This window comes from Chryseobacterium defluvii (assembly GCF_003634775.1).
Lineage (GTDB): Bacteria > Bacteroidota > Bacteroidia > Flavobacteriales > Weeksellaceae > Chryseobacterium > Chryseobacterium defluvii.
In genome coordinates this window covers 782,166-797,716 of sequence record NZ_RBXB01000001.1, presented here as the reverse complement: position 1 = coordinate 797,716, position 15,551 = coordinate 782,166, and the positions used below count along the sequence as shown (strand labels likewise).

At 37.0% G+C, this 15,551-nt stretch carries 17 protein-coding genes; 4 read left to right on the top strand and 13 right to left on the bottom strand.

Going from position 1 to position 15,551, the window contains the following annotated elements:
- Window positions 1–3: 3 nt before the first annotated feature.
- The 11 genes from BCF58_RS03825 to BCF58_RS03780 form a co-directional block, all read right to left on the bottom strand.
- Window positions 4–1,767, bottom strand: coding sequence for an AMP-dependent synthetase/ligase (locus BCF58_RS03825; RefSeq protein WP_121460457.1), 1,764 nt, complete (start codon window positions 1,765–1,767; stop codon window positions 4–6).
- Window positions 1,768–2,781 carry an NAD-dependent epimerase/dehydratase family protein gene (locus tag BCF58_RS03820; RefSeq protein ID WP_121460456.1) on the bottom strand — a complete coding sequence of 338 codons (1,014 nt, stop codon included), beginning with the start codon at window positions 2,779–2,781 and terminating at the stop codon, window positions 1,768–1,770.
- 7 nt (window positions 2,782–2,788) lie between these two features.
- Complete coding sequence (locus tag BCF58_RS03815) at window positions 2,789–3,721, bottom strand: BPSS1187 family protein (protein ID WP_121460455.1); 933 nt, start codon at window positions 3,719–3,721, stop codon at window positions 2,789–2,791.
- 73 nt (window positions 3,722–3,794) lie between these two features.
- Window positions 3,795–4,817 carry an MvdC/MvdD family ATP grasp protein gene (locus tag BCF58_RS03810; RefSeq protein WP_121460454.1) on the bottom strand — a complete coding sequence of 341 codons (1,023 nt, stop codon included), beginning with the start codon at window positions 4,815–4,817 and terminating at the stop codon, window positions 3,795–3,797.
- 3 nt (window positions 4,818–4,820) lie between these two features.
- Window positions 4,821–5,765, bottom strand: a complete 945-nt coding sequence (locus BCF58_RS03805) for an MvdC/MvdD family ATP grasp protein (protein ID WP_121460453.1) — start codon at window positions 5,763–5,765, stop codon at window positions 4,821–4,823.
- Between the two features lie 92 nt (window positions 5,766–5,857).
- Entirely contained in the window at window positions 5,858–6,052 is a 195-nt protein-coding gene (locus BCF58_RS03800; RefSeq protein ID WP_121460452.1) for a microviridin/marinostatin family tricyclic proteinase inhibitor, read from the bottom strand.
- 38 nt (window positions 6,053–6,090) lie between these two features.
- The gene (locus tag BCF58_RS03795) at window positions 6,091–6,267 is read right to left on the bottom strand and encodes a microviridin/marinostatin family tricyclic proteinase inhibitor (protein ID WP_228434728.1); all 177 of its coding nucleotides are present in this window, start codon (window positions 6,265–6,267) and stop codon (window positions 6,091–6,093) included.
- Between the two features lie 11 nt (window positions 6,268–6,278).
- Window positions 6,279–6,410, bottom strand: coding sequence for a microviridin/marinostatin family tricyclic proteinase inhibitor (locus BCF58_RS17265; protein WP_147462014.1), 132 nt, complete (start codon window positions 6,408–6,410; stop codon window positions 6,279–6,281).
- A gap of 117 nt (window positions 6,411–6,527) precedes the next feature.
- On the bottom strand, window positions 6,528–7,307 hold the full coding sequence (locus tag BCF58_RS03790) for an alpha/beta fold hydrolase (RefSeq protein ID WP_121460450.1): 780 nt from the start codon (window positions 7,305–7,307) through the stop codon (window positions 6,528–6,530).
- Between the two features lie 99 nt (window positions 7,308–7,406).
- A complete protein-coding gene (locus BCF58_RS03785) occupies window positions 7,407–8,126 on the bottom strand; it encodes a pyridoxine 5'-phosphate synthase (protein ID WP_121460449.1) in 720 nt (239 codons plus the stop codon).
- 88 nt (window positions 8,127–8,214) lie between these two features.
- A complete protein-coding gene (locus BCF58_RS03780; protein WP_121460448.1) occupies window positions 8,215–9,483 on the bottom strand; it encodes a mechanosensitive ion channel family protein in 1,269 nt (422 codons plus the stop codon).
- 195 nt (window positions 9,484–9,678) lie between these two features.
- On the opposite strand from BCF58_RS03780, the gene BCF58_RS03775 reads away from it, so the two are divergent.
- From BCF58_RS03775 to BCF58_RS03765, 3 genes are all read left to right on the top strand, one after another.
- Window positions 9,679–10,848 (top strand): peptidase associated/transthyretin-like domain-containing protein, encoded by a 1,170-nt coding sequence (locus tag BCF58_RS03775; RefSeq protein ID WP_121460447.1) that lies wholly within the window; start codon window positions 9,679–9,681, stop codon window positions 10,846–10,848.
- A gap of 73 nt (window positions 10,849–10,921) precedes the next feature.
- Window positions 10,922–11,410: a DUF456 domain-containing protein gene (locus tag BCF58_RS03770; RefSeq protein ID WP_121460446.1), complete on the top strand. Its 489-nt coding sequence runs from the start codon at window positions 10,922–10,924 to the stop codon at window positions 11,408–11,410.
- A gap of 1 nt (window position 11,411) precedes the next feature.
- Entirely contained in the window at window positions 11,412–11,915 is a 504-nt protein-coding gene (locus BCF58_RS03765) for a hypothetical protein (RefSeq protein ID WP_228434727.1), read from the top strand.
- Here the strand turns inward: BCF58_RS03765 and BCF58_RS03760 are convergent.
- Both BCF58_RS03760 and BCF58_RS03755 read right to left on the bottom strand, forming a co-directional pair.
- Window positions 11,902–12,543, bottom strand: coding sequence for a uracil-DNA glycosylase (locus tag BCF58_RS03760; protein ID WP_121460445.1), 642 nt, complete (start codon window positions 12,541–12,543; stop codon window positions 11,902–11,904). The two genes, BCF58_RS03765 and BCF58_RS03760, sit on opposite strands and share 14 nt — an antisense overlap.
- Window positions 12,544–12,672: 129 nt before the next feature.
- On the bottom strand, window positions 12,673–13,185 hold the full coding sequence (locus BCF58_RS03755; protein WP_121460444.1) for a GNAT family N-acetyltransferase: 513 nt from the start codon (window positions 13,183–13,185) through the stop codon (window positions 12,673–12,675).
- Window positions 13,186–13,294: 109 nt separating this feature from the next.
- Between BCF58_RS03755 and BCF58_RS03750 the strand changes: the two genes are divergently transcribed.
- Window positions 13,295–15,442: an endonuclease MutS2 gene (locus BCF58_RS03750; protein WP_121460443.1), complete on the top strand. Its 2,148-nt coding sequence runs from the start codon at window positions 13,295–13,297 to the stop codon at window positions 15,440–15,442.
- Window positions 15,443–15,551: the final 109 nt, after the last annotated feature.

The window sequence follows — 15,551 nt, the reverse complement described above, 5'->3', positions numbered from 1 at the left end:
TTATTAATACATTTTCTCTATAATATCTGCATATTTTGTAAGAACTACATTTCTTTTTACTTTCAGAGTAGGGGTAATTTCTCCGGTGTTGATCTCAAATTCAGCCGGCATTAGTGTAAACTTTTTCACTTTTTCATAATCTGAAAGATGTTCCTGTAATTCTTTGATTTTCTCTTTGTAAAAGTTAATGATCTGATCTTTATTTACAATTTCCTCCCAATTGGTAAACGGAATGTTATTTTTCTTCAGATAGTCTCTTAAAAACTCGAAATTAGGGACGATAAGAGCAGAAACAAATTGTCTTCCCTCCGCAATCAACATAATCTGCTGGATCAAATTATTATTGGTAAGAAGGTTTTCGATCTGTTGAGGGGCAATATATTTTCCATTGGATGTTTTCATCAGATCTTTAATCCTGTCTGTAATGATGAGATTTCCTTTTTCGTCAAATTTTCCGGCGTCTCCTGTTTTAAACCAGCCGTCTTCTGTAAATACCGCTTTTGTTTCGTCCGGCCTGTTATAATATCCTTTCATGATTCCGTTTCCTCTGGCTTGTATCTCATCATTTTCACCGATACGGACTTCAACTCCGGGTAATGGTTTTCCACTGGTTCCGTGTTCAAAGTGAGTCAACGGGAAAAGAGTCAATGTGGCGGTTGTTTCCGTCAAACCGTATCCAACAGTAATGTGAATTCCTACGGACTCAAAGAATTGGGTTACCTCCGTGGATAAAGAAGCTCCGCCACAAGGTAAAAACCAGAGCCTGCCACCCATTTTTTCTTTAATTTTACTGAAAACCAATGTATTTGCAAAAAATTCTTTAAGCTTTAATCCGAACGGAACCGGATGCTCATTCCTTCTCAGCTCTGCAGTTTGCCTTCCTATTTCGGTTGCCCAATTGAAGATTTTTGTTTTTAAAGAAGAACCTTCCTGTGCTTTTTCCAGGACTCCTGCATATACTTTCTGGAAAAACCTCGGAACGGCGCACATCATGGTTGGTTTTATTTCCTCCAATGCCTTGGCAATGTTTTTCGGGTCTTCTAAAAAATAAACTCTTGCCCCGCCATACAGGCAAAGCAGGCTCCAGCTTCTTTCAAAAACATGACTTAAAGGTAAGAATGCGAGAGAAAGCTCTTCCTCGAAGTTTTTAAACTTGAAAAACTCAAAATGAGCATCAAAAGCTTTGAGAAAATTCCCATGGGTAAGCATGACCCCTTTTGGCGTTCCTGTTGTCCCGGAAGTGTAGATTAAAGTCGCTACATCTTTCTCATCTTTTTTACAAATTTCAAGCTCGGAAGAAGATTTGGCGATAAAGTCTTCTAAATAATAACTGTTGAATTCTTTTTTAATCCACACCGCTTTTTTGGAGACAATAATAGACTGAAGACTGTTTTCTTTTTTTAAGGTGTCCAGAGAAGCATCATATTGAGCCTGATCTCCTACCAGGATTATTTTGGCCTGAGAATCATTAATAATGTACTCTGCCTGTTCTGCATTATTCGTGGAATAAATGGGAACTGTAATAGCTCCGACTGCCATTGAGGCAAGGTCAAAGATCATCCATTCTGCGGAGTTGTCCGAATAAATAGCTACTTTATCATTTTCCTGAATCCCTGCATTCTTCAGTGCATTGGCTGTTTTAAATACAATTTCACTGAATTTCTTCCAGCTCAGTTCCTTCCAGCTTTCTTTCTTTTTAAAACCAATGGCCGATTTTGTAGCCTGTTTTTCTACATTCTTCGTGATGATAGCCTCTGCAAGATTCATTTATTTCTTCAGCTTTTTATCGTTAATATAATTAGTAAGGTGGTATTCAATGCTTTCTTCTATAGGAATGAACTGATAATCCAGCCTTTCTTTAACTTTTTGATTGGATATGGTGTTGAATGATGATACGGATTCTATATTGGATTTTGTGATCATCCTTAGTTTAGGAATAAGCCATCCGAATAAGATATTGGCCAAACGGCCCAGATTCAGTTGTGTTCTGGATAAAACCTTTGGGGCTTTCAATCCCAGTTTTTTCCTGATCTGCGTTCCTATTTCCAGATACCTCTTATTTTGGGAAACCGCAATAAAGCGTTCTCCGGAGATGTTCTTTTCCATCAATTCTACAGAAATCCTGGCAACGTCTCTTACATCTACATAAGCAGAGCCTCCTGAAAATGTAAATCCATTATTTTCAAAAATCTGAAAAATTTCTCCGCTACTTTGCCCCCATCTTCCACTGGCTAAGATCATTCCGGGATTAACGATAGCCACGTGTAATCCTTCAGCAGATGCTCTCCAGACCTCCATTTCAGCCAAATGTTTGGAAATGGCATAGGCAGAGTGCTCTTCTTTGGGATTAAAATCCGAACTCTCATCCAACTCTCCTTTCTCATTAAAAAGGTCTAAAACGGCAACGGTGCTGATGTGCAAGAATTTTTTGACTGCTGAGTTTTCTGCAGCATATAAAAGGTTCTTTGTACCTTCCGTATTGGTATGGTACATTTCTTTATCATCTTTAGGATCGAATCCTACTTTGGCTGCACAGTGATAGATCTCTTCCACTCCCTGTAATGCCTCCTGCAACGATAAAACATCGTCAAAATCCACATCTACCCATTCTATGGCATTGAAGTATGCTTCAGGGGTTTCCGTATAAAATTTATACGAATTTTTAACTTCCTCCAAATCACTTGCGGGTCTTTTGGAAGCACGAACACTTTTTCCGTGTTTAAGAAGCTCCAGAGCTACTACTCTACCCAAAAGTCCGGTTGCACCCGTTACAAATATCATTGATTATTTAATTTATTTTTCCGCTTCCAAGCATGGTCTGCCATATAGGTTTATATATAATATTACCAATACCTTGTGTATGATATGGGTTCGGTTTCTTTTTTGCCTTAGGATTTCCGGCAGCAGGGTTTATTTCTTTATCCAAAGCAAAGATGTGATCCTTTGGTATTCCCAATGCGTTACATATTTCCGCTAAAGGCTTAGAGGCCGCTTCATTGACATGATAAGCTGCGTACCATCTTTCTTTCGGAGTTTTATTTTTCTTAAAATACCAACCGGCAATCTTTTTCTCTTTTGAATTTGAATAATCCCATCCCCCGGAAAAACTGATCACCCTGTCAACAGAATCATTCTGTGCAATAAACTCACCCATTCCTCCTCCCTGCGATTGCCCTGCAATGGCAATTTTGCTCCAGTCCGGTTTATTATTTTTCAAATAGCCCGCCCAGTTTCCGTGAGGATCAGATTTTGAAAGATATTGCAATAATTTCGTAAGTCTCGGTACAATGGCATCCTGAGGCTTATCTGGTATCAGGGAAAAACCAGGCGTTCCATAGACCCGCATTCTTCTAAACTCACTAGCACAATCAGGGTCTGAGTTCAATGTTTTTCCTACACAAACCTGAGATACTCCCGGTGTCGTAATAAATGAAAGCGCAATTACCTTATAACCACTTTCCAAAGCCGTATTAATAAACGGTCCCGGAACATGGTTGGTGGTTCCCCCTGTTCCCGTAAGCCACAACAAAATTTTGTTGTTCTTTACTTTCTGATCATAAAAAATAATATGAGGCTCATCTGCCATCTTAACGGATTTATCCAGTTTGCTCGGCTGTACTTTTATTGTTTTATAAACTGTTGAATCAATGGTTTTTTGAGCCATAATCATACCCGGAAACCACATTAAAACCATCACTAAAATTTCAATACTTTTTTTCATTTTTTTTGTGTTTTTTAATTTTCACAAATATACTATTTTAGTGAATGATAAAGAGATTCCCGTTTAAATTTTATCAACTTTTCTCTATATAGCTAAGGCTTTTATTATTCCTTCTCGGAGCCTTGTCGCATAGAATATCTGCAATGCTTTTGGAAATGAGATTATCTTCGGTAAGATTATCCAGCCAGAAGAATTCTCCGGCGGCATTAATTTCTATAAAATAATATTCATCTTCAGGAGAAACAATAACATCTATAGCTCCATAATCTACATGGTAAACATCCAAAAGTTCAATAATTTTGGATTCTATCTCTGCAGGAAGTTCTGTTCTTACCCATTTATCAATGAGGTTGACTCCATCTTTCCTCCAGTCCACCTTTGCGTCATCAAACTGTTGAGAATCTACTTCAAACGCGTATATGTCGTGTCCTACCACTGTAATCCTCAACTCTTTTTTCTTTTCGATTTTTCTTTGGAACTGCATCGGACAATACATCAGAGAATCCAGCTCTTCCAGATTTTCTTCTTTAATCACATTAGTGAAAACTACATTTTCCACACCATCTTCATAAATCGCAAAGCCGGTCTGCATCTTACCAATCACATTTTTATGTTTAAGAATAAATTTTTTGGCTTCATCGGGATTATTGCTAATGCAGGTTTCCGGTATTTTGAATCCGATTTTACTGGCAACTTTCAATTGTTCTTCCTTACTGTCCAGCCTTCTGTAAACACTTGGCTTTCCTAAAGAATAGGCGTCAATGGATTCTAAAAACCCAAAAAGCGTATTGCGGATTTCTCCCATGGCTGCACCGAAGAATTTAGGCTCCAATTCTTCTTTTAGACCATTTCCTATATTGTAAGCCCTTCTGTACCATACTGCAGCGATATCATCCAGACGATAAGTATTTTCAGCTGTTTCAAGCATAGTTATCCATTTTCCGTTTTGGAACACGGTGGTTAATTTATTTTGAAGCGGGTACAGATCAACATCAAAGCGTATGACCCCGAAGCCGTTTTGTTCAATATATTCCGTTACTTTCTCAATAGAAAAGTTATCTTGTGTATGGGTAATAATTAATATTTTATTGTTCATTGATTATATTCTTTTAATAAGGTTATCGGCTATTTTTTCTGCGATCGGGAATCCTAATTCTTTTTGCAGCATCCCCCATTCTCCCTGAGGATTCACCTCAAGGAAATAATAATTCCCGTCTTTTCCTTTGATCATATCTATGGCCCCGAAGAAGAGTCCCATTTCCCTCATCATCGCTGTTATATTATTTTTAATTTCCGCAGGAAGCTCATAGGGAGTCCAGAACAAATGTTCCCGGCTGATCCGCCAATCGGCAGAACCACTACTGTTGATTTTTCCTGTGAAAAACTCCCCGTCGATATATGCAATCCTTAACTCATATTCCTTATCGATATAAGGTTGGAAAATCATCGGACAGTAAGCAATATCCGAGATATATTCTAAATTATCTTCTTCTATGATCGTTGTTGAAAGGAAATTTTCCGCATCCATGGATTTTGCCAGGGCTCCATGAAGCTTGGCTACCGCCCTTCCACGGCAATGTTCATGAAAAAATTCCACTATTTTTTTTTCATCATTGGAAAAAATAGTTTTGGGAATGAGGAGATGGTTTTTCCGGGCAGTTTTTAATTGATACAATTTATTGGCATCCACTTTTTTCTCCTGTTCATAAGGATTAATCCAGGGAACATCTTCCAGCAAGCTGAAAAGATTATATCTTAAACTTCCGTATTCATTCAGAAAGATTTTCTCGTATTCTTCATCCAATTCCTCCGGGACACTAACTTTCCACGATTTTCTGTGCCAAACTCCTTTGATATTGCGTGAGTTGACAACACGGCCGTCTTCATCCGTCAGCTCAAAAAAACTTTCATTGAGACTGATTTTCTGAAGATGATTGATGCGGTCGGAATTCAGCCTGAAAAAGGGAATATTTTTCTTCGACAGATATTGAAAAAAAAGGTCTATATTATAAAAATCCTGAGAATGGGTAATGCAAAGAATCATGGGGAAATTATTAAAAAAGGAAACTTAAATTCTAAGTTTCCTTTTAAATATGATTTTGTTAATATGTTTATTATTAATACAAAAAACACATCTTATACAGACTGTACTTCTTCGTCTCCATCAGAAGGGTACTTCATCGTTTGGGCAACATCGTAAATTGGTTTTGTAACCGAATCCCTTTCCGGAATGGTTACATCCGTTCCTCCTTTTACTTTTTCAGGATCTTTAAGTTGCTTTTCTAAAAATGATGCGAAAAAAGGCTTTTTCTTTGAATTCTTGTTTTTCATAATTGATAATTTGATTTGATGGTTGATTATTTTTTTGATTAGTCTACAGCTTCATCACTGTCGGATGGATACTTCAATGTGACATGGTCTCCTCCGGGACGTGTAACATTATCCTGAAGGGCCGAGGTAATTGACCCTCCTCCTTTTACCTTTTCAGGTTCTTTGACCTGTTTCTCTAAAAACGAAGCAAAGAAAGGTTTTTTTGAATTTTTCATATTCATTAAATTCAACTTGTTGTCGGAATATCAATGTGCGGCCATGTAATCGTATTTACACCTCCTTTGATGGTTTGAGGATCTTTAATTTGTTTTTCTAAAAATGAAGCAAACAAAGGTTTTTTTAATTTTTTCTTTTCCATAATACTAATATTTTTAACGATTTGATTACTCTAAAGTACAAAATATTCAATATACCCAAACCAATAATTCACTGTTTTAAGAAAACTTTAACGTATTTATTATGACGGAAAAACAGATTAATTCAAATCTAAAAATTGTTTAACAACATGACTGAATTCTACCGGATTATCTGCCTGAACCCAATGAGCCGCATTTTTCACGGTTACAATTTCAGCATGAGGAAATTGCTGCTTTATGGCAAATTCATCCTGAGGAAGAATATAATTCGATTTTTCACCGGATATGAAAAGCGTCGGTCCATCAAAAACTCCAAATTTAATAGCGTTGGAAACAAATTCATTATACTTTTCAGACAATGTTTTAAGATTAAATCTCCAGTTCAGCTTTTTATGATCATCCCAATACAGGTTCTTCGCCAAAAACTGAATGGTTGATTTCTCAGGAATATATTGAGTTAAAACAGCTTCCACATCGCTTCTTGAACCTACCGTATTGAAATCTACACTTTCCAAGGCTTTAATTACTCCCTGATGATGTGGAGGATATGCTTTCGGTGAGATATCCACTACAATTAGCTTTTCAACCTTTTCCGGGTAGTTTATGGCAAACTGCATCACTGCTTTTCCTCCTAAAGAATGTCCTAAAACATGAGCTTTCTGAATTCCGTAATGTTCCATGTAATGGGCAATATCATTGGCTAAGTCGTCATGGGTCATGCTGTCGGAATGAAAACTTCTTCCGTGATTTCTTAAATCAATTAAATGAACCGGAAGCACCTCTCCCAACTCTTTTCCAAAACTCCCCCAGTTATCCAGCATTCCAAATAACCCATGAAATACCAAAAGTGGTGTTGACGAAAGGTTTTCGCCGAATATTTTTGAATGTAAAATTTCCATAATTTAAAATTTTGAGATTGGAAGCTTGAAGATGGATGCCGGAAGTCTTACCTGCCTTGGCATCTTCCAGTTTCATACTGCTGGCTTCGAGCCTTCAATCTACCAGGTTGTTAATCTTTTCAAATAAGCCTGCACTGTATTTTCCAATCCCATATACAATGCTTCTGAAATCAAAGCATGACCAATGGAAACTTCCAGTAAATTTGGAATATTATCTGCGAAATACTTCAGGTTTTCAAGGCTCAAATCATGTCCCGCATTCAGGCCCAATCCGAAATCTGCAGCCACAACAGCCGTTTCATAATAAGGTTTTATGGACTGCTCTTTATTGACCGGGTAATTCTTGGCATATGCTTCCGTATATAATTCAATTCTGTCGGTCCCTGTTTTAGCCGCATATTCCACCAGCTCAGGCTTTGGATCAAGAAAAATGGAAGTGCGAATTCCTGCGTTTTTAAATTCCGCAATGACTTCCGTTAGAAAATCCAAATGTTTAATGGTATCCCAACCCGCATTAGAAGTGATGGCATCATCTGCATCAGGAACCAGCGTCACTTGTTCCGGCTTTACTTCCAGCACCATATCAATAAAAGGACGGTGCGGATTCCCTTCAATATTGAATTCCGTAGTGACTACCGGCTTCAGATCATAGACATCTTTTCTGGTGATATGTCTTTCATCCGGTCTGGGATGAATCGTGATTCCCTGGCCTCCGAATTCCTGAATTTTAATTGCAGCTTCCGTTACACTCGGCATATCACCACCTCTTGCATTTCTTAACGTTGCAATTTTATTAATGTTTACACTTAGTTTTGTCATTGTTTTATTTAGAAGTTAGATGTTAGAGAAAGACATTTTCTTTGATCTTTTAGAATAAACTAATCTCTAACTTATAGTTTCTCATTAATTATACTTTTACACTTACCTGCATGACCTGAAGATCAAATTCTTTGGATGCGACCAGCAAATGATCAAAAATATCGGCCTGGATCTGTTCAAAATGTTCCCATTTCGAGTCATTGGCAAAACAGTAAACTTCCAAAGGCAGACCTTGTGGCGTAATATCCAGCTGACGCACCATGATAGCTCCTTCTTTATCAATATCAGGATCATTTTCAACATATCTTTGAGCATAGTATCTGAATACACCGATATTGGTAAGCTGACGTCCATTGATTACTCTGTCTTTATGAGCCAGGCTTTCTTTTTCTTTTTTTATTTCCGAGGCTTTGGATTCAAGATAATCAGAGATAAGATTGATCTGTTTTAGCCTTTCAATATCTTCATCGCTTAAAAACTTAAAGGAATTGATATTGAAATAAATTGATTTTTTAATCCTCCTCGTATTGGACTCGGACATAACCTGAAGATTTTTGATCTCAGTCGTTAACAGGTCGTATGTAGGAATAGTGGAAATCGTTTTATCGAAATTTAAAATCTTAGTGGTCAAAAGGCTTATTTCGGAAATATTCCCTTCAATGCTGTATTTGGGAATACTGATCCAGTCTCCTACCTTCATGCTTTTAGAGGTAGAAACATGAATCCCCGTTACAAATCCTAAGATCGTATCCCTAAAAACCAATACCAACACTGCGGTAATGGCTCCTAAACTCCCTACGATGGTAGTTCCTTTGATCCCAAAAATAACACAGATCCCCACAATGGAAAAGATGAAAATTCCTAAAATTCTTACTGTTTCTGAAATAGCATTCAATGCCATAATCTTATAGAAATCCTGCTTGATCGTAAAGTAATTTCTGAAAGCGGTAAGTCCCCTGTAAAGCATTCCTGCAAAAATCAATACAAATCCTAAATTAATGGATCTTATAATAAATATATTGGTTTTGGGTATTGACTTAGCCGGAAATATATACGTGTTGATACCCGCAACCAGTACTATAGCAATAATATGGGCGACAGAATTAGTTACTCTAGATTGATAGATGGACTTTATTACCGGATATTTTTTTTCATTATGAAAAAAACGGAATGTATAATTGATAATAGGTTTAAGAATAAAATCAATCGTTAGAAAAACAGTTATAAGTATTCCTAGTTTTACAATGGCATGAAAAACCCAGTCAAAGCCAGCTGGTGAGATTTGACTAATATAAATATATAGTTGCTCACTGAGTTCCTGTATAAAATTTTTCGTTTCTTCTAACTGGTCGTTCATTTAATTTTTCCTTATAGCAAATTTATAAAATTAGTCGTTGTATTCACACAACTTTTAAATATTGAAAACTTATTAAACAAATTAAAAATATCATACATATTACCTAATTAAAATAAAAAAAATTTACAACATTTTTAAATATTTATTATATTTGTTATGTAAAAAATAAAAACAAACCATAAAAATTTCAATAATATGAAACAACTCAACTTTTTTCTTATTGCAGTAATGATGTTTCTATTCATTGGCTGTAACAGTAACGACACTAATGAGGTAAATGAAATTACCACACCCACTGTTCAAATGGGCAAAGTATCCGGAAAAGTAGTATCTAAAAATGGTGCAAAACAAATCGGAGGTGCATTGATTTTCACTTTCGATGAGAATTCCAAAATGTATTACGCCTATTCTGATGCCAATGGTGAATTTACCCTTGAAGCACCGGAAGGGTCGCACACTGTCAGTATCCAGACCGGAAATGGCTCCAACTTCAGAACCGAAGTGAATGTCAACATTAAAAAGAATGAAACAACTGTTTTAGACAATGCAGTTACCCAGCTTAATCAGGTGGCCAACATGGCCTATGTAAAAGGTACGTATGATGACATTGAAAGCATTGTTACCGGATTGGGATATACCTTAACCCAAATTACTTATAACGATCTGAAAGTAATGAGCACCGTTGCACAATACGATGTTATCTTTCTGAATTGCGGCTCCAAGCCGGGTGTTGGAGCAGATGATCAGGCGGTTTACAATAACCTTTCCACTTTTGTGAGCAATGGCGGAAGCTTATATGCATCGGACTGGGCTGTAGCCTATCTTACCGGCGGAGGTTCCAATTCTAACGCCTGTAATATGGCGGGTGGATTTATTCCGGACACCAAACTATGCTCTGTTAACAACGGGACGTCAGGAACCATCAACAATACTACAATTTCTGATGTAAATCTGGCCAATGCTTTAGGTTTTAATACATTGAATATTCATTTCGATCTTGGTTCGTGGCAAAAAATCAATATGTATGATACTACTTTCTGGGATGTCATGGTAAAAAACAACAATGAAGCCTTAATGATAAAAACCAATAAATATCATGATGCTTCTGCTACTCAGGTTCCTATAGGAAATAGTGCTACCAATGGATGGGTTACTATTTGTCATAATCCTACCGGAAGCAATCCTATGACTATTACCATTCCTCAGAGTTCGTGGGCGACTCACCAGGCTCATGGAGATACTATGGGAGCATGTAACGGAAGTAACAACAGCGGAAATATTTTCTACACCGCTTTCCATAATCATGCATCCGGTAATATTGGTAACTCGGGATTGATCCTCCAATACATCATCCTAAATCTTTAATTTTCGGATATCAACTATAAAAGGGGCTTTTCATAAGCCTCTTTTTTTTATCTTGCAGTATAAAAATTACCATATGGATATAGCATTGATTAATATTATCTGCCTTATTTTACTGTTACTTGGAATTATAGGAACTGTTCTTCCTATTTTACCGGGACTGGTTCTCAGCCTTTGCGGTTTATTAATTTATAAATTCGGGACCGATTCCGATTTATCTATGATCTATATCTGGATCTTTGGAATTCTTACAGCTATATCTGCGGTTCTTAATTATGTAATTCCTGCGAAAACCAATAGAAAATACGGTGGAACACGTTGGGGAAGTATCGGATCTATTATCGGAACCATCATCGGAATGTTTTTCCCTCCTATCGGTTTTTTAATCGGAATGTTTGCAGGGGTATTCGTAGGGGAATTGCTTCATGACAGCAAAGATATGGACAAGGCGCTTAAATCGACTAAAGGGGCTTTGATAGGCTTCATTTACGGAACCGGATTCAGTCTTGTGGTAGGTGTGGCAATGTTTTTGGTAGTACTATTAGATATGCTTAATATTATTTAAAATGATGACACTTAAAGCCATAATATTCAGTCTGGGAGTATTGACATTAACCAATTGCAATGCTCAAAAGGAAACAAAAACATCCACAAAAGCTCCTGTGGTAACCAATACTAAAGAAACAAAAAACATGGGTAAAGAAGGAAGTCTCATTTATTTCAATGAAGGAGAAAATAAATTCCTGAAGGAATATGATATGAATGTGACCTTCAAAAAGGTTTCCGAAGACAGCCGTTGTCCGAAAGGAGTCAATTGCATCTGGGCTGGAGCTGCCGTTGCCGAAGTTGAAGTCATGGGAATAGCAACTAGACCTGTAACATTACGCCTGGCAACGATGGATGATGCAGGAAAAAACTTATTCTCTTCCGCTGAATTCAATAGTTATACGATTTCCTTAGCTGAAATTACTCCTTATCCAACAGCAGAAGGCGGAGCGAAAGCACTGAATGGAAAATATAAAATCGGGATCAGGATTAAAGAAACCGGACCAAAACCTACCATACGATAGGCTTCTTCCCTTTTGAAATAAGATATTCGTTAATTTTTGAAAAAGGCTTACTCCCGAAAAATCCTCTGTGAACGGAAAAGGGTGACGGGTGTGCTGATTTTAAGATAAAATGTTTAGCCGGATCAATGAGTTCGGCTTTTTTTTGTGCAAAAGCTCCCCATAATACAAAAACCACATTTTCTTTTTTATCAGAAATTTCTTTAATGATAAAATCCGTAAACTTTTCCCAGCCTAAATCCTTATGAGAATTCGGAGAATGGGCACGAACGGTTAAAGTGGCGTTCAATAAAAGAACACCTTGTCTTCCCCAGTCATCCAGTTCTTTTGAGGTCCTTACGACTCCAAGATCATCTTTCAGCTCAATGAAGATATTTTTAAGAGAAGGAGGCGCAGCCACCTGCTCAGAAACGGAAAAACACAACCCATTCGCCTGATAGTCATTATGATAGGGATCCTGACCGATAATAACGACTTCAATATCTTCAAAAGGCGTAATTTCCAACGCTCTGAAAATCTGACTTTTAGGTGGAAACACTTTGGTAGTTACATATTCCTGCTTTACTTTTTCCCACAGAGTCGTAAAATATTCTGTTTTTTTTATCGGAGCTAAAACTTCTGTCCAGGTCATTTATTTTATTTTATTGATTATTGTAATCACATACTTTATCTTTTGATAAAACGATATGATTGATCATTCCCATTTGCAATCAAAGATGTACTTGTCTTGACGCAATAATATAAATTAAAAATTGGAACATCAAATTGATGAATTCTTTAAACTAAAAACAAGATTATCCGGAAACCCTTCATCTTTTCTTCCCTCTTCCAGCTGAAAATGATGTTTCAAAAGAAGTAGCTTTGAGTTTTCATTCAACTTATCTGTGATTGCTAAAATCTCCTGCAAATGTAAATCATTAAAGCTGAAATTTACAATCGCAGCCAATGCTTCGGACATGATTCCCTTTCTGTGGTACTCAGGTAGCAGTTCATACCCAACTTCCGCAACGGTTCTGTCTTCAGAGAAATTCCAGAGACAGATTGTTCCGATAAGACCCGGTTGATCTTTTAAAGAAATCCCCCAATAGAAAGTCTGGTTATTCTCCGTTCTTTTCTTGATCGTTAAAATAAATTCCAACGCATCGTAGTTATTTTTAGGTAGATTTCTGTGTACAAATTGGTTGATGATCTCATTACTCCGGATTCGCAGGATATCTTCAACATGGTTTTCATTGATTTCTTTTAAAAGTAATCGTTCGGTTTGCAGTTTCATATTTCAAATGTAATAAAACCTTCTCATTTCAATACTCTCGAATCTTCAAATTAACTCATTTTCAAATGACCACATTAGCAAATTAACATTTTCTCACTAAATTTGCAGTGTGTATATAAATAAAGAAGATTTAAACGAATTAGAGTTTCCGCAATTACTGGCGGAAATTTCTCCCTTTGCGTATTCTCCGAAAACGAGAGAACAAATTCTTCAACTTCGTCCAATGGAAATTGACGAGGCGGAACTTTCTTTGAAAAAAACATCGGAATATTTATCGAGTTTTGAAAGTTCAAATGCCATTCCGTTTGATGAGTATGAAGATATTGAAAGTGAATTGAAATTAATGCTGATCGAAAATTTCCGACTGGAAAACAATGCCTTCATCAAAATAAAAACCATCACAGAGCAAATCGGAAAGCTACAAAAGTTTTTCCCAACGATGCCGGAAACCTTCCCTACCTTGATGGAAGACGCCTCTGTTTTGGAGTTCAGAAAAGAAATTATTGATAAAGTAGATAAAGTCTTTAACCGCTTCGGGGAAGTAAAAAGTGAGGCTTCTCCCATTTTAAAAGGAATAAGAGCGGAAATACAGGTTGCGAAAAAAGCAATCCAGGAAAATTTCAACCGGGCATTGTTCAATTACGGGCAAAGTGAATTTTTGGATGATATTCGCGAAACGATTATTGATGATCAAAGAGTTTTAGCGGTAAAATCAGGATTCAAAAAAAGAGTTCCCGGAAGAGTTTTAGGGCTTTCAAAAACAGGTTCCATTACTTATATCCAACCGGATTCTGTGGTGAAGCATTATTTCAAGCTTCGTGAAAATGAAGAGGAAGAGAAAAAGGAAATTGATAAAATTTTAAGACAGCTTACCGCTGAGTTATCGGAATTCCAACCTCAGCTTTGGAGATATCAGAAGTATATTTTTGATCTTGATTTAACAAGAGCTAAAGCGAAGTTCGCAGAGCTGATCAATGGAGTTTTACCTAAAATCAACCGCCATAAAACGTTAAGGCTAAAAGATGCTTTCCATCCTTTATTGTTTTTAAGGAATAAAGTGGAAAACAAAACTATTTTCCCTCAGACGCTGACGTTCACGGAGCATAATAGAATTATCTGTATTTCCGGACCGAATGCGGGTGGAAAATCGATCACCTTGAAAACAGTCGGACTCCTTCAGCTGATGATCCAGAGTGGAATCTTAGTTCCTGTTCATCCGAAATCCGAAATGTTTTTCTTTGAGAAGATCATGACGGATATCGGAGACAATCAGTCTATTGAGAATCATCTGTCAACGTATTCATCAAGGCTTAAGAAAATGTCCGGAATCATCCGTGAGGCTGATGCGAATACGCTTTTACTGATCGACGAGTTCGGTACCGGTTCTGATCCTGAGTTAGGAGGGGCTTTAGCAGAAAGCTTCCTTGAGTTTTTTTATGACAAAAAGAGCTTTGCGATCATTACAACGCACTATACCAATATCAAGCTTGTTGTAGAACAGCTTCCAAATGCTCAGAATGCGGCAATGCTTTTTAATGAAGAGACTCTGGAACCGATGTATAAGCTGGAAGTGGGACAAGCCGGAAGTTCATTTACATTTGAGGTGGCTGAAAAGAATAAAATTCCAAGATTTATTATTCATTCTGCCAAGAAAAAAGTGGAACATGATATTGTGAATCTTGATAAAACCATTGTAAAGCTTCAGCAGGAAAAGTTTGAGGTGGAAAAACTGAAATCCGATCTTGCGGAAAGAAAAGAATCTGTTGAAGATAAACGCGACAACCTTCAAAAACTGAATGACCAGCTTCAGCAAAAGCTGTATAATTTCCAGAAATTGTATGAGGAAGAACATCGAAAACTTCAGTTTGGAAACAAGATCGAAGCCTTTATTGACAGCTATACGAAAGGAAAATCACGAAAGGATGTGGTGAAGGATTTCGTAAAGTTACTGGAGCAGGAAAAGTTCAGAAAAATCGGAGCTGATAAGGATGAAACGAAGCGCCTTCAGGTGGTTAAAAGAAAAATCACCCAACAGCTGAAGAAGGAGGAAGTCATTGAAAAAATAGCGGAAACCAACGAAAAACTGGAAGAAAAACGTAAAACTGACCGCGCTCTTTGGATGAAAGTAGGACAGCGCGTCCGTATTTCCGGAAGTACAAGTGTAGGAACCATTGAAAAGATTTCCAAGAATAAGGTGATTGTGAACTATGGGACTTTCAAGACGACAATTGATGCGGATGAGCTGGAAAGGATTTAATTAGCTGCTATATAAAATGACTGTAGAAAAATAAAAATTTGTTTTGATGTGTCAAAGTTTATAAGTTATGGATATGGTTCTTGAATAATTTTATAAGGATTATATTTGG